Origin of the sequence: Halomicronema sp. CCY15110, assembly GCF_016888165.1 — a bacterium.
Classification (GTDB): domain Bacteria; phylum Cyanobacteriota; class Cyanobacteriia; order Phormidesmidales; family Phormidesmidaceae; genus Halomicronema.
The window spans coordinates 1-21,569 of sequence record NZ_JACSWC010000391.1 but is presented as its reverse complement, the minus strand read 5'-3'; the positions used below and the strand labels follow the sequence as shown (position 1 = coordinate 21,569).

19 protein-coding genes are annotated in these 21,569 nt (G+C 51.5%); 13 read left to right on the top strand and 6 right to left on the bottom strand.

All coding sequences use genetic code 11. The features are described from left to right. The first annotated feature begins 30 nt into the window (after positions 1-30). The 7 genes from JUK32_RS19560 to JUK32_RS19530 are packed head-to-tail and all read left to right on the top strand — an operon-like array spanning position 31 to position 7,882. Positions 31-1,488, top strand: coding sequence for a hypothetical protein (locus JUK32_RS19560; protein ID WP_204140544.1), 1,458 nt, complete (start codon positions 31-33; stop codon positions 1,486-1,488). A 26-nt stretch (positions 1,489-1,514) separates the two neighbouring features. Further along, positions 1,515-2,507, top strand: a complete 993-nt coding sequence (locus JUK32_RS19555; RefSeq protein ID WP_204140543.1) for a glycosyltransferase family 2 protein — start codon at positions 1,515-1,517, stop codon at positions 2,505-2,507. 25 nt (positions 2,508-2,532) lie between these two features. Further along, positions 2,533-3,885 carry an O-antigen ligase domain-containing protein gene (locus tag JUK32_RS19550; RefSeq protein WP_204140542.1) on the top strand — a complete coding sequence of 451 codons (1,353 nt, stop codon included), beginning with the start codon at positions 2,533-2,535 and terminating at the stop codon, positions 3,883-3,885. Positions 3,886-3,928: 43 nt separating this feature from the next. Beyond that, positions 3,929-4,765 carry a sulfotransferase gene (locus JUK32_RS19545; RefSeq protein ID WP_204140541.1) on the top strand — a complete coding sequence of 279 codons (837 nt, stop codon included), beginning with the start codon at positions 3,929-3,931 and terminating at the stop codon, positions 4,763-4,765. Between the two features lie 59 nt (positions 4,766-4,824). Then, positions 4,825-5,559, top strand: coding sequence for a hypothetical protein (locus JUK32_RS19540; protein WP_204140540.1), 735 nt, complete (start codon positions 4,825-4,827; stop codon positions 5,557-5,559). Further along, the gene (locus JUK32_RS19535; protein WP_309224589.1) at positions 5,541-6,743 is read left to right on the top strand and encodes a glycosyltransferase family 4 protein; all 1,203 of its coding nucleotides are present in this window, start codon (positions 5,541-5,543) and stop codon (positions 6,741-6,743) included. The genes JUK32_RS19540 and JUK32_RS19535 overlap by 19 nt, the downstream gene beginning before the upstream one ends. Then, complete coding sequence (locus JUK32_RS19530) at positions 6,740-7,882, top strand: glycosyltransferase (RefSeq protein ID WP_204140539.1); 1,143 nt, start codon at positions 6,740-6,742, stop codon at positions 7,880-7,882. The genes JUK32_RS19535 and JUK32_RS19530 overlap by 4 nt, the downstream gene beginning before the upstream one ends. A 296-nt stretch (positions 7,883-8,178) precedes the next feature. Here the strand turns inward: JUK32_RS19530 and JUK32_RS19525 are convergent, their stop codons facing one another. Continuing rightward, positions 8,179-10,341, bottom strand: coding sequence for a prolyl oligopeptidase family serine peptidase (locus JUK32_RS19525; RefSeq protein ID WP_239112869.1), 2,163 nt, complete (start codon positions 10,339-10,341; stop codon positions 8,179-8,181). Positions 10,342-10,630: 289 nt separating this feature from the next. On the opposite strand from JUK32_RS19525, the gene JUK32_RS19520 reads away from it, so the two are divergent. The 3 genes from JUK32_RS19520 to JUK32_RS19510 all read left to right on the top strand — a co-directional run bounded on the left by JUK32_RS19520 (position 10,631) and on the right by JUK32_RS19510 (position 12,671). Next, on the top strand, positions 10,631-11,545 hold the full coding sequence (locus tag JUK32_RS19520) for a DUF5996 family protein (protein ID WP_204140538.1): 915 nt from the start codon (positions 10,631-10,633) through the stop codon (positions 11,543-11,545). Between the two features lie 184 nt (positions 11,546-11,729). Then, positions 11,730-12,032: a YkvA family protein gene (locus JUK32_RS19515; RefSeq protein WP_204140537.1), complete on the top strand. Its 303-nt coding sequence runs from the start codon at positions 11,730-11,732 to the stop codon at positions 12,030-12,032. Between the two features lie 48 nt (positions 12,033-12,080). Next, complete coding sequence (locus JUK32_RS19510) at positions 12,081-12,671, top strand: hypothetical protein (RefSeq protein WP_204140536.1); 591 nt, start codon at positions 12,081-12,083, stop codon at positions 12,669-12,671. Between the two features lie 93 nt (positions 12,672-12,764). Here the strand turns inward: JUK32_RS19510 and JUK32_RS27700 are convergent, their stop codons facing one another. Beyond that, the gene (locus JUK32_RS27700; protein WP_239112868.1) at positions 12,765-14,009 is read right to left on the bottom strand and encodes a pentapeptide repeat-containing protein; all 1,245 of its coding nucleotides are present in this window, start codon (positions 14,007-14,009) and stop codon (positions 12,765-12,767) included. Positions 14,010-14,303: 294 nt separating this feature from the next. On the opposite strand from JUK32_RS27700, the gene JUK32_RS19495 reads away from it, so the two are divergent. Then, positions 14,304-15,239 (top strand): NAD-dependent epimerase/dehydratase family protein, encoded by a 936-nt coding sequence (locus JUK32_RS19495; RefSeq protein ID WP_204140535.1) that lies wholly within the window; start codon positions 14,304-14,306, stop codon positions 15,237-15,239. 174 nt (positions 15,240-15,413) lie between these two features. On the opposite strand, the gene JUK32_RS19490 is transcribed toward JUK32_RS19495, so the two are convergent. After that, on the bottom strand, positions 15,414-15,599 hold the full coding sequence (locus JUK32_RS19490; protein WP_204140534.1) for a DUF4278 domain-containing protein: 186 nt from the start codon (positions 15,597-15,599) through the stop codon (positions 15,414-15,416). A gap of 202 nt (positions 15,600-15,801) precedes the next feature. Next, positions 15,802-15,942: a hypothetical protein gene (locus tag JUK32_RS19485; RefSeq protein ID WP_204140533.1), complete on the bottom strand. Its 141-nt coding sequence runs from the start codon at positions 15,940-15,942 to the stop codon at positions 15,802-15,804. A 69-nt stretch (positions 15,943-16,011) separates the two neighbouring features. Here JUK32_RS19485 and JUK32_RS19480 point away from each other — a divergent pair, with 69 nt between their 5' ends. Beyond that, positions 16,012-17,451 (top strand): FAD-binding domain-containing protein, encoded by a 1,440-nt coding sequence (locus JUK32_RS19480; RefSeq protein ID WP_204140532.1) that lies wholly within the window; start codon positions 16,012-16,014, stop codon positions 17,449-17,451. A 548-nt stretch (positions 17,452-17,999) separates the two neighbouring features. Beyond that, positions 18,000-18,587, top strand: coding sequence for a M23 family metallopeptidase (locus JUK32_RS19475; RefSeq protein ID WP_204140549.1), 588 nt, complete (start codon positions 18,000-18,002; stop codon positions 18,585-18,587). 18 nt (positions 18,588-18,605) lie between these two features. Here JUK32_RS19475 and larE read toward each other — a convergent pair whose 3' ends face one another. Then, positions 18,606-19,430, bottom strand: a complete 825-nt coding sequence (gene larE / locus JUK32_RS19470) for an ATP-dependent sacrificial sulfur transferase LarE (protein ID WP_204140531.1) — start codon at positions 19,428-19,430, stop codon at positions 18,606-18,608. A 181-nt stretch (positions 19,431-19,611) separates the two neighbouring features. Further along, complete coding sequence (locus JUK32_RS19465; RefSeq protein ID WP_204140530.1) at positions 19,612-21,201, bottom strand: peptidoglycan-binding protein; 1,590 nt, start codon at positions 21,199-21,201, stop codon at positions 19,612-19,614. Positions 21,202-21,569: the final 368 nt, after the last annotated feature.

The following is a 21,569-nucleotide window of genomic DNA, read 5'->3' as shown; positions in this document are numbered from 1 at the left end:
TGTAAATCTTTATAATAATAGTGAACAATAATGAAGGAATTAGCGCTTGAAGATATCCAATTTCATAGCCTGTCAATTGTCGATAAAAATGGAAGACTTTTTTGGCTAAACGGTAAGCTTTATCGTGCGATTAGCCATGAAAATAGTGCACTTTATTCACAACTTTTCAAGGAGGGTATCGTAGAAGAACTCGTTACAAAAGGACTTTTGGTAGACACCACCATGACTGACTGGTGCGTAGATAATTACGAGCTAGTCTTACATCATCGGGCTATTCCATTCATTTCTTACCCATATGAATGGTGTGACCTGATGTTTAAGGATGCTACTTTATTTCACATTGAATTTCTTATAGAGCTTGAGAAATATAGCCTAACAACAACTGATGCCAACTCATTGAATATATTGTTTGATGGTTCAAAACCTGTGTTTATTGATTTTTGCTCAATCACTCAGAGTGATGAAAAGCCTTTATGGCCAGGTAGAACATATGAAAAGTTCAAGTTTTTATTCTTGAAACCCTTAGAAATTATGACTAAGAAGCAAGCAGATCTTGCACGTACACTTATACGCGATAGTTACTATGTCTCGACAAGTAAACTCGAGCAACAGCACCAAATTTTTGATTTCAATAAAAAGCATAATCTAAATACTGCCAGACTTAAACGTAGTGCATTTCAGCTGATAAGACAAAAGACGCCATCATTAATACGCCCATTTTTCAAGAAGGCCTTTCTAACAGCACAGAAAAGTCAGGCTCCACTGCAATCAGCTTCCCGCAGATCTTTTCTATTAGAGTTGCAAGAGAAAGTATCGCAGATGAAGTTGCCTGAAAACAGTATTCAGGTAACTGACTGTTTTGATAAATCTACAACTTCACTTACAGACAAAAGAACCTGGACAGCCCAGCAAATAGAAGTTGATCGAGTCTTTGCGACATACCATCCCAAAACGCTTTTGGATACTGACTCAAATCAAGGTTGGTATGCCCAGTGTGCAGCCCTAAATGGTAGCAAAGTAGTTGCTTTTGATGATGACGAAAATCGTGTTCGTAATCTTTATACTCAAGCACAGCAGAATAATTTATACATAGTCCCGCTGCTAATAGATTTAACATCTCCACACTTTAACCTGTGTAATGATTTTTTTGTGTCCATTGATGAGCGATTATGTTGCGAGATGGTTATGTGTCTGAACATTACACAGCACCTTTTGCTGAAGCGACGTCTTACCCTTGAAAAATTTCTGAGTCGGCTCTCTGCTCTGTCAAACCGTTGGGTTCTATTAGAGTTCATTCCCCCGGCAGATCTGCGTAATTTTATTCCTTCACATAATCTATCGGCTTTAGAAGCTTGGGAACGTGGCCATTGTTATAAATATGAAACATTTTTAAGTGTTTTATCAAAGTTCTTCGTCGACGTGACTAATTTAGCTACGTATGAAGGAGGGAGAAAGCTCCTACTTTGCAAGAAGAATGACTCTCATTAAGACCTTATCGTCATGAAATAGTTGATATGTTTATTACCGTATTTGTTCCGACATATTGTCGTCCACAGGATTTAAAGTGTTGCTTAGATGCTCTTAGCCAGCAAACTCGGCTGCCTGAGCAGGTGATTGTAACGATACGAGATATTGATCGAGAAACATGGGAACTTATCGAAAACTCGACTTTTGAAAGCTTTCCTGTGGTCACTTTAAAGGTGACTGAACCGGGTTCCTTGGCTGCTCATAACGCAGCATTTCGTATCCTTGAAGGTGATATTGTCGCAATTACAGATGATGATGCAGCCCCTAGGCCCGACTGGTTGGCTAGGATTGAAGAGCTTTACACAGCTAGACCTGAGGTCGGTGGTTTTGGTGGTCGTGATATTCTTTACCGCGATGGCGAACTAGTTGAGGGCGATTTACAAGCAAATGTGGGTTTAATTACTTGGTTTGGCCGGGTAATTGGAAATCATCATCTTGGTTGTGGTGGCCTGAGGGAGGTTGATCAGCTTAAGGGAGTTAACTCAAGCTTTAGAGTAGAACTGCTCAAAAATTTTGAATACGATAAATGCCTGAAGTACATGGCAACTCACACCAGCTGGGATCTTAATCTTAGCCTTTATACAAAAGCCCGAGGATGGAAACTAATATATGACTCAAATTTATTGGTCGACCATTATTCGGGTCGGCGTGTTGGAATGGCGGAGAGACCAAGCGTCACTACTCAATTAAATTACGATGCTCAAAAATTGGTCAACGGCATTTTTAATCAGACTTATGTTGCCTTGTCTTACCTTCCTAACTCAAAAAAGTTAACCTTCTTAGCATGGTCCATATTAGTCGGCAACAGAGGCCGCCGAGGACTCCTACAAGCTGTACGCTTTCTCCCCTCAGAAGGCTTTTTTGCTATACAGAAATTCGCTGACAACCTGAAAGGAAGATGGCTTGGCTGGCAACAATGGAGAAGAAATTCTAAGACAAAAATTAATCCCAAAATAAGAAAACCACTCAACCATGTATGATATCAATTTATTGTAAAATAAGAAAATGCCTCAACAATTGCCGATAGTCAGTCAGCAGGAAACGCATATACCAGTTCTAATTGGTTTTCTATGTTTTTCTCTTATTTTGGGTTTTTCTGGGCTGGGTGACTTGCTAACCCTTTCATTTCCTTTCATTTCCTTTGGGGTTGGCCTTTATTTTTATAAAAAGAGTCAGTCGACTTATATTCGTTTTGTTTGGTGGTTATGGTTTTTATCACCACTCATTAGACGTATCGCCGACCAATACAGCTCTTACACTGAGCCAAGCATTTTATTGCTTGCACCTTTTATGGTCACTCTGATCTCAGTTAAAGGATTTTTTGACGACTGGACAAGTCAAAAACTTCCATTTTTAATGTCTACATATGCCGTAATTTATGGCGCTGTAATTGCAGTTTTTTTTCAGTCGCCAACCAGTCTAGTGATCACTACTCTAGACTGGTTGGTGCCTGTTGTTTTTGCAAGTTTTTTATACACTAACTGGCGAAGTTACCCTGAGATTCGCAGCTTATTTCAATCAACTTTTCTCTGGGGACTGCTACTGATGGGGGCATATGGTGTCGTTCAGTTTTTATTCTTGCCGGAGTGGGATAAGTCATGGATGATTAATGCCGAGTTTGCCAGTGCTGGTAGACCAGAACCTTTCATGATAAATGTTTGGAGCACAATGAGTTCTAATCGTCCACTGAGTACCGTTTTTATGGCGGGATTATTACACCTTTTAGTAATGGACAGAAAAGGGCCGCTTTTCCTAGGTGCAAATATTTTCGGATTTATGACGTTTCTACTAGCTAGAAAAAGAACTTCTTGGCTGAGTTTTGTAGTTGGCTTGATTTTGCTGATGGGCTCCCTAAGCCTTAGAAAGCAAGTACAAATCATTGCAACTGCGATCGCAATTGCATTGTGCTTAGTGCCTTTAGTCAGCTTAGAGCCATTTTCTGAGGTGATTGTTGGGAGGCTGGAAACGCTTTCTAATTTAGAAAGTGATGGCAGTGCCGAAGCTCGTCAAGAAACCTATGCAGCGCTTCAGGATGAAGCCTTTGGCAGCTGGATTGGTGAAGGTTTAGGTGCTGGCTCATTTGATAGCGCCATCTTATCTTCGCTGCTAAGTATTGGCTGGTTTGGCTCTTCTATATATTTTGGTGGGTTGGCTATATCACTCTTAAAGATGGCGATTATCCCCCTCAAGCCTGGAGATTCATTTGCCGCAGCTTCTAGAGCCGTGGCATTTGCTACGGTGACGCAGTTACCCCTAGGGCAACCGCATACAGAAGTTCAAGGCATGATTATGTGGAGCTCAATTGCGTTGGTTCTGTCTGCACAAAAATACCACGCTTATCATCAGATGATTGCTTAGCTGATGATGTGGATAACTTTGAAAAATTATTTTGAGATAAACTATGCGCAAGAAAATAGTCATTATTATTGGGGCAATGAAGTGTGGAACGACCAGTCTATTCCACTATTTAGCTCAGCATCCCTTAATTATCCCTTCTAAGAATAAAGAACCTCACTTTTTTTCTGAAGATGCAGTCTATCAGAGAGGTTTAGATTGGTATGAATCTTTGTGGTTGGGAAACTTAGAAGAGGGAATAGGAATTGAGGCCTCTACAACTTATACGATGAATCCCAAATATCCACAGGTTATACAAAGAATAGTAGAGGCCCAAGATGATTATGATTTTAAGTTTATATATATATTGAGGGATCCCATATCACGACTGCAGTCGCACATGAGGCATCTAATTGCTGGAGGACATGTTGGTCATACTGAATTGGTTGATGACTATATTTGGTACTCGGAATATGCCAGGCAGTTAACCTTATTCTCTGATGCATTTGGGCGGAATAAAATTCATGTGATGCTTCTCGAGGATCTTAAAGAAAATCCAGACGAGGAAGTGCAGAACATCTATGAGTTCTTAGAGCTTCCCCAGAGTCCTATTGACCACAGCATTATTTTGAATAGTCAGAACACACTTAACATTAATCCGTTTGTCAGGAAGATATATGAATCTGGATTGGTTAAATCGCTGGCTCAAAAAATGTTTTCGCCCCAGGTGCGTCAACTAATGTATAAGCCACTTGCCAGGAGAGAGACAATTAAAGCTCACTTAACCAATGAACAATGCCGAATTTACTTGTCACGATTGTCACATGATCTAATCCAGCTTAGGGAAGACTACGACGTCCCTATCGAGAAATGGGATCTATCAATTCCTGAACTCATATCTTAGTCTAATCAATCAGTGTTTTAGAGATCGCCCTATATCCAAGTCTCAGTCAATTAGGAATTATGAATAGTTTATTATTTCCCATTCGAAAAATTGGATTCACAGTTCGCTCCACAATCTCTCAAGATCCTAAATATGCCTCTCTCTATACACCTTTTATTGTGTGGGGTCAGTTTAAGGGAAAACTAAGAGGAAAGGAAGATTCAGAAAGTACCGTTACAACTTCGACGGAACTGGTAATTGACGGTTTTCAAGGGTCTGCAAATAGTTTTGCAACTGTTGCATTTCGATATTTCCAAGATAAACCCGTACAATTAGCACATCACTTGCATGCCCCAGTTCTGATTATTAGCGCAGTTGAAAAAGCCATTCCAGTGCTCTTGACAGTGCGTGAACCAGAGGGAACCGTAATGTCCTTAACCAGTCGGTGGCCATACGTCTCAGTAGTGCAAGCACTTCGCAGTTATATTGGCTTTTATGGATGCCTTCTACCCTATGCTTCTGAATGCATTATTAGCGATTTTTCGACTACTACTAAAGGCCTGGATAGAATAATAGCTGCGCTCAACGTTAAGTACTCTACTAATTTTGCGCTGGTCAACGTTGACGTGGCTAATCGAGTTTGCAGGGCAGCAGTGTCTGACTCACCTGATTCATATGCGCGGAGAAAACAGCTAAAAGCGAAAAAGAAAACTGAACTTTATTCTTCTGCTTTGGCACTGAAGTTACTGGATGATGCGAACGTGCTCTACAGCAAATATCAGTCTATGCATGAGCAGTGCTTGAAGGAAGGGTAGTAGGCTTGCAATCAGTAACAACAGCGCCTCACGGGCCGAATGCTTTAAAGGTTTTACAAGTTGGAATGGGTTGGTTCCCGGAGCAGGCCGGAGGGTTAAATCGTTTCTTTTATGGGTGTCATCAGCATTTACCGACTTGTCAGATTGATGTGAGTAGCCTGGTTACGGGTTCTGCTGCCGACTCTAAAGCTGGAATCTATGTTTCTGCTGAGCAAGAGGCGTCGCTGCTCAAGCGCTGGTTTGCGTCCGGGGCATTGGGTAAACGTTTGCTGGCTGAACTCAACCCCGATTTAGTGGCGTCTCATTTTGCTTTGTATATGTTGCCCATATTGTCACACACGAAACAGTTACCTTTGGTGGTGCATTTTCACGGACCTTGGGCATTAGAGGGGGATGCTGAAGGAAATCGGTCTTTAGTTACTTGGATGAAAAAGCAAATCGAACTACCGACTTATCGCCGTGCCGATCGCTTTATTGTGCTTTCTGAGGCATTTCGTCAGGTTTTGCATCGTGAGTATGCAGTGCCTCTAGAGAAAATAGAGATTGTGCCAGGAGGCGTTGATTGTGATCGCTTTGATTGTACGTTGGCGCAAACAACTGCCCGAGAGCATCTAGGCTGGCCATCAGATCGACCGATTGTGTTTGCCGTCAGGCGATTAGCGCGGCGCATGGGTCTGGAGAATTTGATTTCAGCGATGGTGGAAGTTCAGCGTCAGTGTCCTGAGGCGATGTTGATGATTGCGGGTAAGGGTGGCCTGCAAGCTGAGCTGCAACAGCAGATTGAGAGCCTAGGGCTGGAGCAATCGGTAAAACTACTAGGATTTGTACCGGATGAAGACCTCCCCTTTGCCTATCGGGCAGCCAATTTGACGGTTGTGCCGACGGTGGCGCTGGAAGGCTTTGGCTTAATTGTCATCGAATCCTTAGCCTCGGGGACACCAGTGATGGGGACTCCGGTGGGAGGGATTCCAGAGATCTTAAATCCGCTGTCTGCTCAGTTGCTGTTTGATGGCACGACGCCTGACGCCTTGTCGCAAGGTATTATCGAAGCCCTTAAGGGGATACGACCATTACCCAGCTCTGAAACCTGCAGAGCTTATGCGCGGACTAACTATGATTGGCCGATTATCGCAAAGCGAATTGCCACGATTTATGAGCAGGTTGTAGCCGAGTATCCATCATGAAAATTCTGTTTTTAGATCAGAGCGGCAAACTGGGTGGGGCCGAACTGTCTTTAGCAGATGTTGCGGCGGCTTACCGTGATAGCTGCTTAGTGGGACTGTTTGCTGATGGACCTTTTGGAGAATTACTAGAAGAGCGGCAGATCCCTCATCAAGTTCTCACACATCAAAACATTCGCATCAGTAAAGACAGTAGCTGGCGTGAGAGCCTCCAAAGAAGTGCCTCTCTTGTCCCGCTAGTGATGGCTGTCGCAAAGTTAGCCCGCCAGTATGACGTTGTTTACGCAAACACTCAAAAAGCCTTAGTAGTGGGTGCGATCGCTAGCTTTTTAGCGCGTCGACCGTTGGTGTATCACCTGCGTGACATTCTCTCGGTCGATCATTTCAGTCAGACCAATCGGAGCATCGCCACCACCCTCGCCAATCGGTTTGCCTCCTTGGTCATTGCGAACTCCCAAGCAACTCAGGCGGCCTTTGTAGAAGCCGGAGGGCGATCAGAACTCGTAAAGGTCGTTTACAACGGGTTTGATCCAAAACTTTATCAAGTATCACCGATGGTAGCGGCGTCAGCTCGACAAGCTTTTAACTGGGATGAGCGCTTCATCATTGGCCACTTCAGCCGGCTATCGCCTTGGAAAGGGCAGCACATTTTGTTAGAAGCTTTAGCACTTTGCGACGCTAGCGTGTCGGCCTTACTCGTCGGTGATGCGCTCTTTGGGGAGGACGACTACGTTCAACAATTGCATCATCAGGTAGAAACACTGGGACTCGCAGGCCGAGTGAAATTCTTAGGATTCCAGTCTGATATTCCGGTTTTAATGGCTGCTTGTGATGGCATTGCGCATACTTCTACCGCCCCGGAACCGTTTGGCCGAGTCATTGTTGAAGCAATGTTGTGTGGTCGGCCAGTGATTGGCGCAGCCGCTGGCGGCGCGTTAGAACTCATTGAACCTGATAAAACTGGGTGGCTCTGTGCGCCTAGTGATGCGAAACAATTGGCGGCAGCTATCCACGACATGCAACATCACCCTGATAAAACACAAGCGATCGCTCACAGGGCTCGAGATTGGGCTTGCGATAATTTTCACTTACAAACAACTCAACAACAGATTTCACAGCTGCTGGAATCTGTGCTGACTTGAAGTCTGTAAATGTTGTTTGTCTGCACAGCGCTCATGAGACTACTTGCCTGGGAGGTGGATCGGCGGCAAAGGCTTGCATATGGATTCTGTTGGATTAGCAGCGCATTTCTCACCGTTGTTCACCTGCATTGAACTCGAGAACTGTCTGCCCGATTGACGCCTTTGAACTGAGAGTGTGGGGCATAGGACACAGTGTTTTAGCAGATTATATTGATACAGCAAAGCCCCTGCTAGCGAAAATTGTCTTAGTTTCAGGACAACTGAAATATGAATACCAATCGATCACACCAAGAGGACTAAGGCTGGTCAGCCGTTGCGGAGTCTAAATGGCGGCGAAAGAAATCAACCTGGAGTTGGGCCGCCGTACGCTGTAGGCCCGTGTCAAAAATACTGTGGCCAATCCCCTCGAACTCATACAGCGTAGCGGGGCTGCCGTTGCTTTCGATGATGTCGTGAAAGTTACGGGCCATGTCGATTTGCAAGAAATCTGCCGACCCGTGAAAGAGCATGGTGGCCGCCGTCACGTTCTCCGCGTTGTACAGGGGTGAAATGCGACGATAGCGTTCGGGCGCTTCCATGGGGGTGAGCCCAGTGAGGTAGGACAGCAGTGATGAGTATCCGAGCTGCCATTCGGTAAACGCATCGAGCAGGGAACACTGCGGATTGGCCGCCGCAAACACATTGGGATATTGCGCGATCGCCTGGGCGGCAAAATACCCCCCGTAAGAGCAGCCAGAAACGCCTAACTGATCGCGCCGCACCCAGCGATCGCCCACCAGTTGCGCCGCAATATCGACCCCCTCACCAATATCGACTTGACCAAAGTTGTCGCCCTCGGCTTGCAAGCGATACAGCTCAGCGCCAAAGCCTTCACGCCCAGCCAATGGCACCGACAAGACCGAAATACCAAAGTTCGGCAAGAGATTGAAAGGCATTTCAACTTCCACAGCGAACTCATTCACCATGGAAAAGCCGGGACCTCCCTGCTGCCAAAATACCGTCGGCTGCTCTACCGGCGGGAACGGTGCCCCCGCCGGTTGCACCAAAAAGCCCTCTCGGGGACCGTTGCGCGTCGCAAAGCTCACTGAGTTGACCTGCACATCGTTGACCGCCGCCACTTCCGCGTTGAGCTGAGTAATTTGCCTCGGCGGGGCGCTGCCATCCAGCGGCATGGTGAACACCTCTGGCGGTTGACTCACCGAAGAAAAGGCGAAAAACAGGGTGCGGCCATCCCGCGAGACGGCCCAAGATTCGGGGTCAACGCTGCCCGGTGGTAAGGGTAGGGTGGCCAACGATGCCGTGCTTAAGTCGTAGGTGAAAAAATGCCGATTGGTGCCAGCGACACTGCTAAAAAGCACCGTCTCGCTATCGATAAAGTCTCCGGTATTTTCCAACGGGCCAGCCAACGCCTGGTCGGCAATGGTGGCAAGGGGATTACCCGCGAGATCCAACACTTGGTAATACGATCGCTGCGGATAGAGGTAAGACGGAAACTCGCGTCCCGTCAGCTGGCTGGGTTCCAAATATTTCACGAGGAGGCGATCGCCCGCCGGATTGAGTCGCGCCTCGGCCAGCATATGGGCCGGATCATCCGTGGCTTGCAGATGAAGTAACAAGGGCTCTGCTGCCGACAGGTCGTAAACTTTGACCTGATTTTCTTGCAAAAACAAATTGTCAGCGGGGGGCGTGCGGCCCAGGGCATCTTGGTTAACTGGATCCGACAGATTGGGGCTGTAGGGGGTGCGCTCATACAGATCCCACTCTTCCACCGACGAGGTGACAAACACCACGCGATCGCCATCCGCTGACCAAGACGGCGGCTGAATGTCTAAATCGGGGGGAATGCGCGCCACTTCAATACGGTTAAGCGATCGCAGCGACACCAGATAAATCACGTCTTCTTCAGCTTCGTAGACCCGCAGGGCAAAGTGCGAGAAGTCGGGCGCGGCCCCCAAAATTTCGCCGGATTCCTCTTCGGTGGGATACACCGTCGTGTGGGACACGATGCCCGTATCGCGGTTCAGCGACACCAGATCCCACGGGCCAAACACCCCCTCCTGCACAAAGCGAATGGTGCGATTATCCACCCACTGAATCGGGAGAAACGGGCTGAACACTTCGTATTCCAACACGATGGAGTCGATCAGCTCGCCCGTGTTGAGGTCGAGAAACTTGACCCGCCAATCGGTTTGGCTGAGGCGATCCAGAGTGGCGACCACCAGTGTCGAGCGATCGGGGCTCACTTCACTGAGAATCAACGGCAACCGCACCGATTGCAGCGTATCAAGGGTTGCTTGTTCGGATGCCGACAGGGTGGGCAAGTCCACCTCATCAAAGCCCACGGGAATGATGTCGGCGATCGCCGCCGTCCCCAGTACGCCCACCGTCGCTAAACTGCCCACCGTCAGCCGCAGCGCCTGGTGCATGGGAGAGGTCAAATTCAAACCGAAAAATATCATGGTGCGATCGCCGCTATGCCACCAACCAACGCTCACTGTAACAACCAGAGGCAACGCTAGCTTGTCCCGTTTTAGCGGATTTCAGCGGGAATAGTGAGATTTCACATATATCTTTTTGCAAGAGAGTTTATGCAGTGGGGTGTGGACAGCAACCGAGGCGGTGGGGCTCGTGATTGACTGTCCCCCAGTTGGTGACGGCTTAAGCCCCAGCTTAACGATTGCAAAGGGGTGACGATGGCGCTCCCTTTAGGGCTTCTAATGGAAATAGTCCGCTCTGAACCTGAGAAAAATGACGCAACCTCCTTGGCCCGCATTGAACTTAGAAGACTGGCAAGACACCTGCACCACGCTGCACCTGTGGACACAGATTGTCGGCAAAATTCGCCTGGTACAAACCCCGTGGATTAACCATTCCTGGCATGTGCCGTTGTATCTCACCACCCGAGGGCTGACGACGAGCAACATTCCCTACGGCGATCGCGTGTTTCAAATTGATTTCGATTTCCAGCAGCATCACCTGTGGATTAGCACTGATACTGGGCAAAGCCAAACCATTGAACTACGTCCGCGATCGGTGGCTGATTTTTATCAGGCCATCATGGGCGCTTTGCAAGCACTGGAGATGCCGATCCGCATCAATACCTTGCCCAACGAAGTGCCGGATCCCATTCCCTTCGAACAAGACACGACCCATGCCAGCTACGATCCCGATGCCGCCCGGCGATTCTGGCGAGTGCTATTGCAAAGCGATCGCGTCTTTAAAGAATTTCGGTCTCACTTTTGCGGCAAAGTCAGTCCCGTGCATTTCTTTTGGGGCAGCTTTGATCTGGCGGTGACGCGATTTTCGGGACGGACGGCCCCAGAGCATCCGGGGGGCGTCCCCAACTTGCCCGACGATGTGGCGAAAGAAGCCTACAACCAAGAAGTCAGCAGTGCTGGATTTTGGCCCGGCACCGGACTAGGGTATCCGGCCTATTACTCCTACGCTTACCCGGCCCCCGAGGGCTTCCAAAATGCGCCGGTACAACCCGATGCTGCCTTTTTTCATCAAGACTTAGGCGAGTTCGTGCTCCCTTATGATGCTGTCCGCACCGCTGCAGATCCTGACCAAGCCCTGCTGAGTTTTTTACAAAGCACCTACGATGCTGCTGCCGATTTGGCCCAATGGGATAAAGCCGCGCTCCGGCAGATCTGGTTCAAATAAATTGCTCACGATTGTTGGGTTAATCAGTCCTTGTGACAATGGCGAACAGCCCTCTCAGGTGACTGACTTGAGGAGAGTACGGTACGGTTAATTCGGTGTAAAAACCCCGCCTTTTCCTAGGAAACCCACACCTGCGCGACTGCGTTCAAGCTGACATAATCAATTTGAACTTGAAAGGAAACCCATGAAGCGCGCCCTACGCAGCCCCCTAATTAACTGGTTTACTAAACTCATTCGAAATTCAAAATATCGTTGGCTGGTCATCCTTGGCTCCCTGGTTTATTTGGTGAGCCCCCTCGATATTTCACCCGATGTTTTTCCCATTATTGGTTGGCTTGATGATGGCTTATTAGCCACCATTGTCGTGACAGAACTTTCTCAAATGGCTTTGGAACGTAAGCGTCATTCCAAACTACAAAATGGCCCAGCATCTGAAGAAACTGCTGGGGAAACTATTGTTGACGTTGACTCCGTCACCGTTGCTTAAATCAACCAGTTTCTGTCACACCATCGACTTTCAATGAGGAAAAAGAACATGACAAACACTGTGAAAGAACGCCTACAACCAGAATTCGCCAAAGCTAAGCAAGATAGTCAGCAGCGGGCCGCTCGCATCAGCGAGATTCTCAAGTCGGCAGCATCCATGACCTTTGCCGAAATCAAGGGCGGTTCGACTGAGTTGAACACTTTCACCCGTCGCTCTGTGGCGGAACTGCTAGAAGAGCTCAACGAGGTGCCCGTAGAAAGCCTGGATGAGGTACCGGTCAACGATCGCGAAACCCAGGTCAGTACCGAGGTTGCTGAACCGGCTGCCCCGCCATCGGCTCCCACTTGGAAAGACTTAATCACGATCGCCCTCCAACTCGTGCGCGATCGCAAAGGTAACTGGTTGCAGCAGTTCAAGGCTCATTTGAACAAAAATGCTGAAAAGTTTGATGGCGACATGACCGATGATTACGGCGATCGCTATCTCAAAGTCAAAAACGTGGTTCAAACAATTGCCACTTGGCTGACCAAGACTCACAGCCCAGCCACGACCACCGAAACGGCATCAGAGAGTCGTCCGGTGAGCATTGAAGTGATGGACGACGAGCCTGCCGCAACCGAGACCCAACCAGCCCAGTAACCAGATTGTCAACTCACACCAGCAAAAGCCTATGACCACTCTCCTGGCATGGGCTTTTTTTGTGTACTGAGAACACCCTAATTCGCCTGGAAGCTAGGCGTTGATGGTGCCGTCGGGCATGATGGTGCCCCGCAGAATGGTCCCTGTTAGTTTGACCATGACGCGATCGCCCACGGCAACTTTGGCCCCACTGAGGTCAGCGCCACTCAGGTCAGCGCCACTGAGGTCCGCGCCGATGAGATTGGCTCCGCGTAAATTGGCATGGCTGAGATTGGCCTGGAGCAAATTCGCGCGAAACAGGTTGGCATTGCTCAGGTCAGCGCGATTGAAGTTGACACCGTGTAAAAAGGCATCTTGCAGGTCCGCCCCGCTCAGGTCAGAACTGCTCAGATTCCGACCCGAAAAGTCTTTTTCCTTAAGGTTGGCCCCGCGCAGATTGGAACCGCTCAGGTCAGGCTGCTGCCGCGATCGCTGGCTACTGCTACTGTCATTGCTAGCGCGCGACTCTGACACCGGCGGACGATAGCTGTAGCTGGAAGCAGTCGAACTCGAAGACGATGGCGGGCGATAGCTGGAAGTTGGGGGGCGATCGCTATTCACGGTGTAGCTCGGCCCACTTTCGCGGTTACTCGATGCCGAATTCCCAGAACCACTGGGGCGCGGCGTGGTGTAGTTATTCCAACCATCGTTGGCATTGGTGTGGGCGGCACTGTTGCCATTAGGATAACGGCGACTGTAATTGCTCGACGCACTGTAATTGCCCGCCGCACTGTGATTGCTATGGTTGCTGGGGCTGGCCCCATTCGTGCTAGCCCCATTTGTTTGGGACGAGGTGGAGGTGCGATCGCCCGTCGTTCCCGTTGCGCTATTGTGGGGCTCAGCACTTTGCTGGTCGGGCCGTCGATAGGCCCCGTAGCTGCCGGAGCCGGTCTGGGCATAGCGCGCTTGATACGCCCGATAAGGATTTTGATAGGTCTGCTGCGACGACGATGACTCCGCTGTGTGCCCGTAGTTGGGCCGTTGGCGATAGCCATAATTACTGGCCGTGCGACCATAGGAGCGAGTGCGCGAGCGATAGCCATTGCTCGCGGTGTTGCTGGCGGCATGGCTGTTGCTGGCGGCGGTGGTGCCCACCCGTGCGTGGGTGCGCAGATAATCGCGGGCCTGATTGAGCTGCTTGATCTTTTCCTGGGCTTTTTCGACCAGCCGCAAGTTTTCTTTGGGCAAGCGATCAGGGTGCCAGATAAACACAAGATCTTTGTAAGCCTGATTGACTTCTTCCATCGAAGCCCCAGGCTCTAAATCTAAGATCCGATAGGCGGTGTCTAGCTCTTGCATTAAGCTGCGCCAATGATGTGCATAGTACGGCTAACACAGAGGGTGAACTCGCCGCTTCAGAAAAATCAGTTTCTCTATTTTAGTGGGAAGGGGAATGACCGGATAGTGGGAATGGCTTCAGACTAAGCGCATAACCCCAAATGTGGGGGGTTTTGCGGATTCGCTTAAGCATTTGTCAAACAACTTATTAATGGCACGGAGCGATCGCCCCCCCCGCCCACGGCAATTCTTCCCAAGCTGGGGCCAACTGCATCCTAAGATACCAAGAGAACAGACACACCCTGGGAGGGTAGAATGCGCATTTTAGTCATAGGGGGCACCCGATTTATCGGGGTGTACCTGACGCAGTTGCTCGTGAGCCAAGGCCACGATGTGGTGTTGTTTAACCGGGGTAACAAACCCGCTCCCGTGGAATCGGTGCAGACGATTCGGGGCGATCGCCAGGATACGGCCCAGCTCAAAGCCGCCCTGGCGGGAGAAAAGTTTGACGCGATTTTTGACAACAATGGCCGCGAACTCAGCGATACCCAACCCCTGGTGGAACTGTTTGGCGATACCGTGCAACATTTTGTGTATGTGAGTTCCGCTGGGGTGTATCAGAAATCGGATGAAATGCCCCACGTCGAGGGGGATGCCGTCGATCCCAACAGTCGCCATAAGGGCAAATTTGCCACCGAAGATTATTTAGCGGCGCAAAAAGTGCCGTTTACGTCAGTGCGCCCGGTCTACATCTATGGGCCGCAAAACTATAACGATGTGGAAGCCTGGTTCTTTGATCGCATCGTGCGCGATCGCCCGCTCCCCATCCCTGGCAGTGGCATGGCGCTAACGCAAATGGGCCACGTCGCTGACTTAGCCGCCGCGATGGCCGCTGTGTTGGGCAATTCGCAAGCGATCGGCCAGATCTACAACATTTCTGGCGAAAAAGCCGTGAGCTTTGATGGGTTAGCCCGTGCCTGTGCGATCGCTGCGGGCAAAGACCCCGTCAGCCTGAAGCTCGTGCATTACGACCCCAAAGCCTTTGACTTCGGCAAGAAAAAAGCTTTCCCGATGCGAGTGCAGCACTTTTTCACCGACATTCACAAAGCCCAAACCGAACTGGACTGGACGCCCCAGTTTGACTTGGTCAGCGGTCTCAAAGACTCATTCACCAACGACTTCATGACTTCTGGCAGAGCCCAAACCGCCGCCGACTTTGCCCTCGACGAGCAGATTCTAGCCGTTAGTTAATTCCTCGACGCTGGGTGCTACACCCCCGCGACATGCCGCGAATGTGGCCCCTGAACCAACAAAGCGGAGCCTAATAATTTAAGCTCCGCTTAGCCGAAAAGTAGATAACGGCGGCACTGCGGCAACGCGGAGTGCCGCCGTTATTGGTTAGGCATCAGCCCCACTCGCGTCCCTTTAGAGATCGTGCGAGTACTTCGCACCGCGATAGGTCAGCTCAACCTTGCCATGCTCTTCGTGAGGGACGGCAAAGCGCTTTCGAGTTAGGCGAGCGCCACGATAAGTGCCGATTTCCTCAACGGCTTGCTCATGCAGAGGAGACAGATGAGCTTCGTAGGTATGGCCACGATAAGACAGTTTCATAGGACTAGCTCCGAAGAAAGTGATTTTTTAAAGTCTGACAGAAACTGTAGCGACTTATACAGTTCTTGTTTTTATTATATGGATTCTCAGTGCCTTTGGCCGCGTTGATGCATTTGTTTACGTCTGAATTTTTATCTTCGCAGTTGTGGCTTCTAGCCGCCGGGCCTGGTGGTCTCGCGTCGGGTTGTTCTGCGCTTTACCGCTACCGCGTCACCTGGTGTCCGGGCGATCGCAACCGCAAGCGGCGAGAATTAGCCATTCTTGCTGAGCGCTGCAGGGTGAGCGGTTTTGTGTAGGCCTGGAGAATGGCGCGACAGCCGATTGGCGGCGGCGGGCGGGGCATCGCGGCAGCCTGCTGAGCGACCTGTTTATACTAAAAAGCGGTTTAACGGCAAGGGAATGAGGGGGGACTGTGCCCGATCGCATTTTGTTTTGGCATCGGCGTGATTTGCGCATTAGCGACAACCTGGGGCTGGCTGCTGCCCGTGAGCGATCGCCCCAGGTGACGGGCATGTTTTGCCTCGACCCCCATATTCTTGACCGGGAGGATGTCGCCCCGGCCCGCGTCACTTATATGATGGGCTGCTTGCAAGAGCTGCAACGTCGCTATGTCGAAGCAGGCAGCGAATTGCTCATTCTCCGAGCTGATCCAGTAAAAAGCATTCCCCAACTGGCCCAGGCGATTGGGGCCACCGCCGTCTATTGGAACCGGGATGTGGAACCCTACTCCCGCGATCGCGATACCCAAGTCGCCACTGCGCTGAAGGAAGCCGGTATCGAACTCAAAACCACCTTTTGGGATCAGCTTCTGCAAGAACCGGGTAGCGTGGTGACGAAGTCCGACAGTACCCCTTACACCGTCTATGGCCCCTTTTGGAAAAACTGGATCAAGCAGGACAAGGCCGACCCAGTGCTCGCGTTAGAGGCCGCTGAGGGATTGACCCCTGAGCAGCGCGAACAAGCCAAGACCGTCGGGGCGATCGCCCTACCCACGGCCCAAGATTTGGGCTTTGTCTGGGACGCCCCTTTGCTGCTGGAGCCGGGGGAATGGGCCGCACACCAGCAGCTCAACGCCTTCTGCGATGATGATCGCTACATTGCCGCATACGACGAACAGCGGAACTTTCCCTACGCCGATGGCACGTCGCGCCTCAGTGCGGCGCTGAAATTTGGCGCGATCGGCATTCGCACCGTGTGGGCCGCGGCGACCGAAGCCTACAACCGCTGCCGCAGCGACGAAACCCGACAAAATGTGCAGACCTGGCAACAAGAATTAGCCTGGCGCGAGTTTTACCAACACGTGATGTATTTTTTCCCGGAGCTGGCCGGCGGGCCTTATCGGGCACCGCTTAAGGACTTTCCCTGGGTGAATGACGAAGCGCAGTTTCAAGCGTGGTGCGACGGGAAGACGGGCTATCCCATTGTGGATGCGGCAATGCGCCAGCTCAACGAAACCGGGTGGATGCACAATCGCTGTCGCATGATTGTGGCCAGCTTTCTCACCAAGGATTTGATCATTGACTGGCGCTGGGGCGAAAAGTATTTCATGCAAAAGCTGGTGGATGGCGATTTATCTGCCAACAACGGGGGCTGGCAGTGGAGCGCCTCTAGCGGGATGGATCCTAAGCCGTTGCGCATTTTCAACCCCGCGAGCCAAGCCCAAAAGTTCGATCGCGACGGGGAGTACATTCGCCTGTGGCTACCCGAACTGCGCCATCTGGACACCGCCGAGTTGGTGACGGGCAAAATTGAGGATGGGGTGCGCGATCGCGCCCAATATCCCCGCCCCATCGTGGATCACAAACAGCAACAAGCCCGGTTCAAAGACAAGTACAAAGCCCAGAAACGCTAAGGGCGCGACGAGAAAAACTGGTTGAGGGCAGTGGCTGGATCGCCGGGTGGATTCGCCTTGGAACGGCCTCCGGTGTGACATTGGCTCGTTGATGCTGAGCGTGTCCCTCTGGCCCCGGGGGCAAATTTCCGGTTGAAAATACTGCAGTCATCCGGCCTGCCACTCCAGTCAATGGCCCCGTCCGTCACGGGGCGATCATCACTATGTAAACCAACGGCGTATCTCTATCACGTCAATTGATTTCATAGATAAATCCCTAGCGAAAGGCTATAGATCATTTGTACTATTTTTGTTAAATTCAAGAGGTTTCGTTAGCGTTTGAGTCCAGTCACATGTCAAATGGTGAACCAGTTGGCCTGTCTGCTCGCGTCTCCGCGCTGCGCCAGCGGTATTCGCGACATTATTTAGAACAGCCCACCGCTCCTCCCACATTGACCCGCAGGGGTGATAGGGCAGCGGTAGTGGCGGGTGAGTCGCTGGGGAGTGAGGCGGTTGTTGCCGAATCTGCAGGAAATCAGCGGCCCCGATTGCGATCGCCCTGGGCGGGGATGGTCGGCCTGGCGTCGCTGGTGGGTTTAATCTGGATCTCCGCCGAACTCTGGCAATCAACCTTTAAGGCCGACGCTCAGGAAGCCGACACCCCCGTCGCCGAGGTGGCCGCTGCTCCCCCCTCTACGCCCTGGCAATCGGCGTCTTTTCCGGTCGAAAATTTTGTGGCTTACACCTCCCCCTTCGGCTATCGCAATCATCCTTACGGCGGCAGGCGATTTCACTATGGCTTGGATATTGCCGCCCCCATGGGCAGCTACATTCGCTCTTGGTGGGAAGGGACGGTGACGCGGGTGTCAGACAACACCGCCTGCGGCACCGGCATTGTGATTGAGTCCCACGGTTGGCTGCACATTTACTGCCATATGCAGGGGCATGTGGTGGTGGAGACGGATGGCGATCGCTGGTTTGTCGATCATGACGGTGGCCTGCAAATTCGCCAGGGCGATCTGGTCACCAGTGGTCAGCGCATTGGCCGGGTTGGCATGACTGGCAGCACCACTGGCCCGCATTTGCACTGGGGCATGAAATATCAGGGCAGTTGGGTGGACCCCACCGTGGTGCTCAAAGCCATGATGGAAAAGTGATTTCAGCTCTGATGGTCGCTACCGCGACTCGACCAAGGGCGGCTGTTGAGAGAGTTCCTGATTGAGCTTGCCGCTGCGATAGCCTTCCAGATCGAGGGTGACGTAGGTGAACCCGTAGTTTTGGAAGGCTGCCACGAGCGTGGGTAAATCGGTTGCGGCCACAAACGCTTGAATATCGTTGGGGGGAAGCTCGATCCGGGCCGTGTCGCCGGCCGATCGCACTCGCAAATTCCGCAAGCCGAGTTGCCGCAGGTAGCGCTCGCCCCGTGCCACCCGCTGCAACTTTTCCGGGGTGATGGCTTCACCATAGGGAAAGCGCGAACTAAGACAGGGTTGCGAAGGCTTATCCCACCAGGGCAGACCCAGCGATCGCGAAATTTCTCGTACTTCCAGCTTGGTAATGCCGATCTCTGCCAGGGGCGATCGCGCGCCCCGCTCCTTCGCCGCTTGAATGCCGGGCCGATAGTCACCCAGGTCATCGGCGTTGACCCCATCCACCACATAGGGATAGCCCCGCTCCAGCGCTAGGGGCTTGAGGGTATCGTGCAGTTCACTCTTGCAAAAGTAGCAGCGATTGGCCGGATTGCTGGTGTAGTTGGGGTTGTCCATCTCGTGGGTGTTCACGATTTCATGGGTAATGCCAATTTCTGCCGCCTGCACTTTGGCATCTTCCAAATCTTCAGGCATGAGCGAGGGCGAATCAGCGGTGACCGCCAAGGCGCGATCGCCCAACACGTCCCAGGCGACCTTGGCGACGAGCGTACTGTCAATGCCGCCAGAGTAAGCCACCAGCGCACTATCCATCTCGGTAAATATTGCCTTTAAGGCTGCCAACTTATTCATGTCCCTACCTGTTGCTGCGTCATTCTCTGACCACATTAGCGAATTCCGTCAATATCTTGAGCCAACCAAAACGACCGGGCTGGTTCAGCCCGATCATTTTGGAATCGAGTGATGGGCGTTGCCGCGCCGCGCCGACCCATCGTCCATTCTGGTAGCGTGGCTAACCAGCCTGACTCCTGGCCTAAAAAGCGAGAAAGGAGCCCTCTAGCCAATCACCGCCGTCGAGTTCATACCAGTTATTTTCAACTGTGCCGCTTAGGGTCACGATGGTGCCGTTGGGCACAAAGCCTGCCAGGTCAAATTCGAGACCGGGACCAGTAAAGGCGATCGCATCACTGCCGTCGCGGGTGCTGACGGTGGCTTGCCCGTCACCCGGTTCAGAGGGATCGGTTGGGTCGGTCGGATCAGTCGGGTCGGTTGGATCAGTCGGGTCAGTGCCAGTATCATCATTCGGCAGCGCCTCAGCGCTGAAAAGCACATCTTGGGTTCGTGGATCAGCCACGCCGTTCACGGGTAAGCTATTGCGCTGTTGAAAATTACGGAACGCGGTTTCGGTTTCCGGGCCAAAAAAGCTGTCCGCCACTACGCCGCGCAAATAGTTCAAGTCCTGTAACCGAATTTCGAGATTGCGAATTTCAGGATCGCGATCGCCCAATCGGAAAGTCGGTCGCTCCGTTGGTGGCTCCACCGGAGCTTCGTTACGGACGGCCTCATTACTAAAGAGCACTTCCTGGGTTTGCACCGTCGCCACCCCATTCACGGGGAGGCCGTTGCGCTGTTGGAAGTTGCGCACCGCTTCCTCGGTATTTTGATCAAACAACTCGTCGGGCACCAGCCCGCGAAAATAGTCTAGATCTTGCAATCGCTGTTCTAATCGCCGCACATCGGGACTCCGCATTCCCAGCCGTAATTCTTGGTACGTGGGGGTGGGCTGATAGGGATTGGCGACGGCATCGGCGCTGAACAGGCGATCGTTGGTCACTTGATCAACCGTGCCACTTTGCGTCAAGCGGTTCCACAGCTGAAAATTCCTCACCGCTTGTTCCGTGTCAGTCCCAAAGTAGTCATCGGGAATGAAATCCGGCGTGACGTATCGCAGTTCTTGCAGGCGGATCTCGACTTGCACCACTCGCGGACTGCGGCTGCCCACCCGTAAGACCCCATCATCCACAATGGGCGCACCAATCCGGATTAAGTTGCTCGCCACCCAGCTCCGGTCATCCAGTTGCGCCCAGCCATGCTCATAGAAGCCCGTCACTCTCACCGTCGCCCCTGGCGGCAGGGTAATCACCACGGGATATTGGATGCCTGGCCCGGTGCGAATGTTGACGTTGTTTGGCCCCAAAATGTAAGCCGTCGACGGCACCCCTGGCCGATGGCCGCCGCTGCCGCCCACCGGCTGCTGCGAATTAATCAGATTACCCGCGACCCAACTGCGATCGGCGAGCTGTGCCCAGCCGTGCTCGTAGTGCCCGGTGACGGTGATGGGGGTGCCCCGGCGCAGGGTGTTGACAGCGGGATAGTGGGTGCCCGGCCCACTACGAATATTGAGGTTATAGCCCGGGGGCGGGGCAATGTAAGCGACCCCGGCGGGCGGAAAAATCTTGGCTTCGATCGTCGGGCTGACCAAAATGAGCGCGATCGCCCCCACCAACGCGACGCTAGACTGTCGCCCCCACTGGGCAGCCGAACGTTTCCCGCCCCGAGCAGCGATCGCGGCAAGTTCAGCTTCTTCTACTGTCCACAGGTGAGTGGTTGGCAGAAAATCCACAATGGCACCAGTGCTACTCTATGAGCTTACTGCAAAGGCCTATTGCCGAAGCGATTCACCTGGATTTAGCGACTTTTTGGGCAAATCCCAGCCCCTAGCGTTAAAGAAATGTAAGCTGATCTTGCCAATTGTTGAGGGGGGACAATACCCACCTTGGGAGGTTGTCGCGCTAGAGGATTTACGAGTTTTACAATTGCCTTCATAATTGCTCACTGAGGGCGTGGGTGTATTCAGGCGTATTCAGGCGATCGGCACCGTCGGCAAAGTTCTAGGGCCTGTCATCATTTAGTTATCAAAGCCTTGCGGCAAAAGGACGACAGGCCCTAGTTTATTTCAGGAGTGCGGGCGCGGTAATGCTGATCCCACCA

Bases quoted from the DNA above. Each gene is read 5' to 3' on its own strand.
- JUK32_RS19560 (WP_204140544.1), top strand. From the start codon at position 31: ATGAAGGAATTAGCGCTTGAAGATATCCAATTTCATAGCCTGTCAATT.
- JUK32_RS27700 (WP_239112868.1), bottom strand. From the start codon at position 14,009: ATGCAAGAGCTAGACACCGCCTATCGGATCTTAGATTTAGAGCCTGGG.
- JUK32_RS19540 (WP_204140540.1), top strand. From the start codon at position 4,825: ATGAATAGTTTATTATTTCCCATTCGAAAAATTGGATTCACAGTTCGC.
- JUK32_RS19530 (WP_204140539.1), top strand. From the start codon at position 6,740: ATGAAAATTCTGTTTTTAGATCAGAGCGGCAAACTGGGTGGGGCCGAA.
- larE (WP_204140531.1), bottom strand. From the start codon at position 19,430: ATGAATAAGTTGGCAGCCTTAAAGGCAATATTTACCGAGATGGATAGT.
- JUK32_RS19555 (WP_204140543.1), top strand. From the start codon at position 1,515: ATGTTTATTACCGTATTTGTTCCGACATATTGTCGTCCACAGGATTTA.
- JUK32_RS19525 (WP_239112869.1), bottom strand. From the start codon at position 10,341: ATGATATTTTTCGGTTTGAATTTGACCTCTCCCATGCACCAGGCGCTG.
- JUK32_RS19515 (WP_204140537.1), top strand. From the start codon at position 11,730: ATGAAGCGCGCCCTACGCAGCCCCCTAATTAACTGGTTTACTAAACTC.
- JUK32_RS19490 (WP_204140534.1), bottom strand. From the start codon at position 15,599: ATGAAACTGTCTTATCGTGGCCATACCTACGAAGCTCATCTGTCTCCT.
- JUK32_RS19550 (WP_204140542.1), top strand. From the start codon at position 2,533: ATGCCTCAACAATTGCCGATAGTCAGTCAGCAGGAAACGCATATACCA.
- JUK32_RS19520 (WP_204140538.1), top strand. From the start codon at position 10,631: ATGACGCAACCTCCTTGGCCCGCATTGAACTTAGAAGACTGGCAAGAC.
- JUK32_RS19495 (WP_204140535.1), top strand. From the start codon at position 14,304: ATGCGCATTTTAGTCATAGGGGGCACCCGATTTATCGGGGTGTACCTG.
- JUK32_RS19545 (WP_204140541.1), top strand. From the start codon at position 3,929: ATGCGCAAGAAAATAGTCATTATTATTGGGGCAATGAAGTGTGGAACG.
- JUK32_RS19485 (WP_204140533.1), bottom strand. From the start codon at position 15,942: ATGCCCCGCCCGCCGCCGCCAATCGGCTGTCGCGCCATTCTCCAGGCC.
- JUK32_RS19510 (WP_204140536.1), top strand. From the start codon at position 12,081: ATGACAAACACTGTGAAAGAACGCCTACAACCAGAATTCGCCAAAGCT.
- JUK32_RS19475 (WP_204140549.1), top strand. From the start codon at position 18,000: ATGGTCGGCCTGGCGTCGCTGGTGGGTTTAATCTGGATCTCCGCCGAA.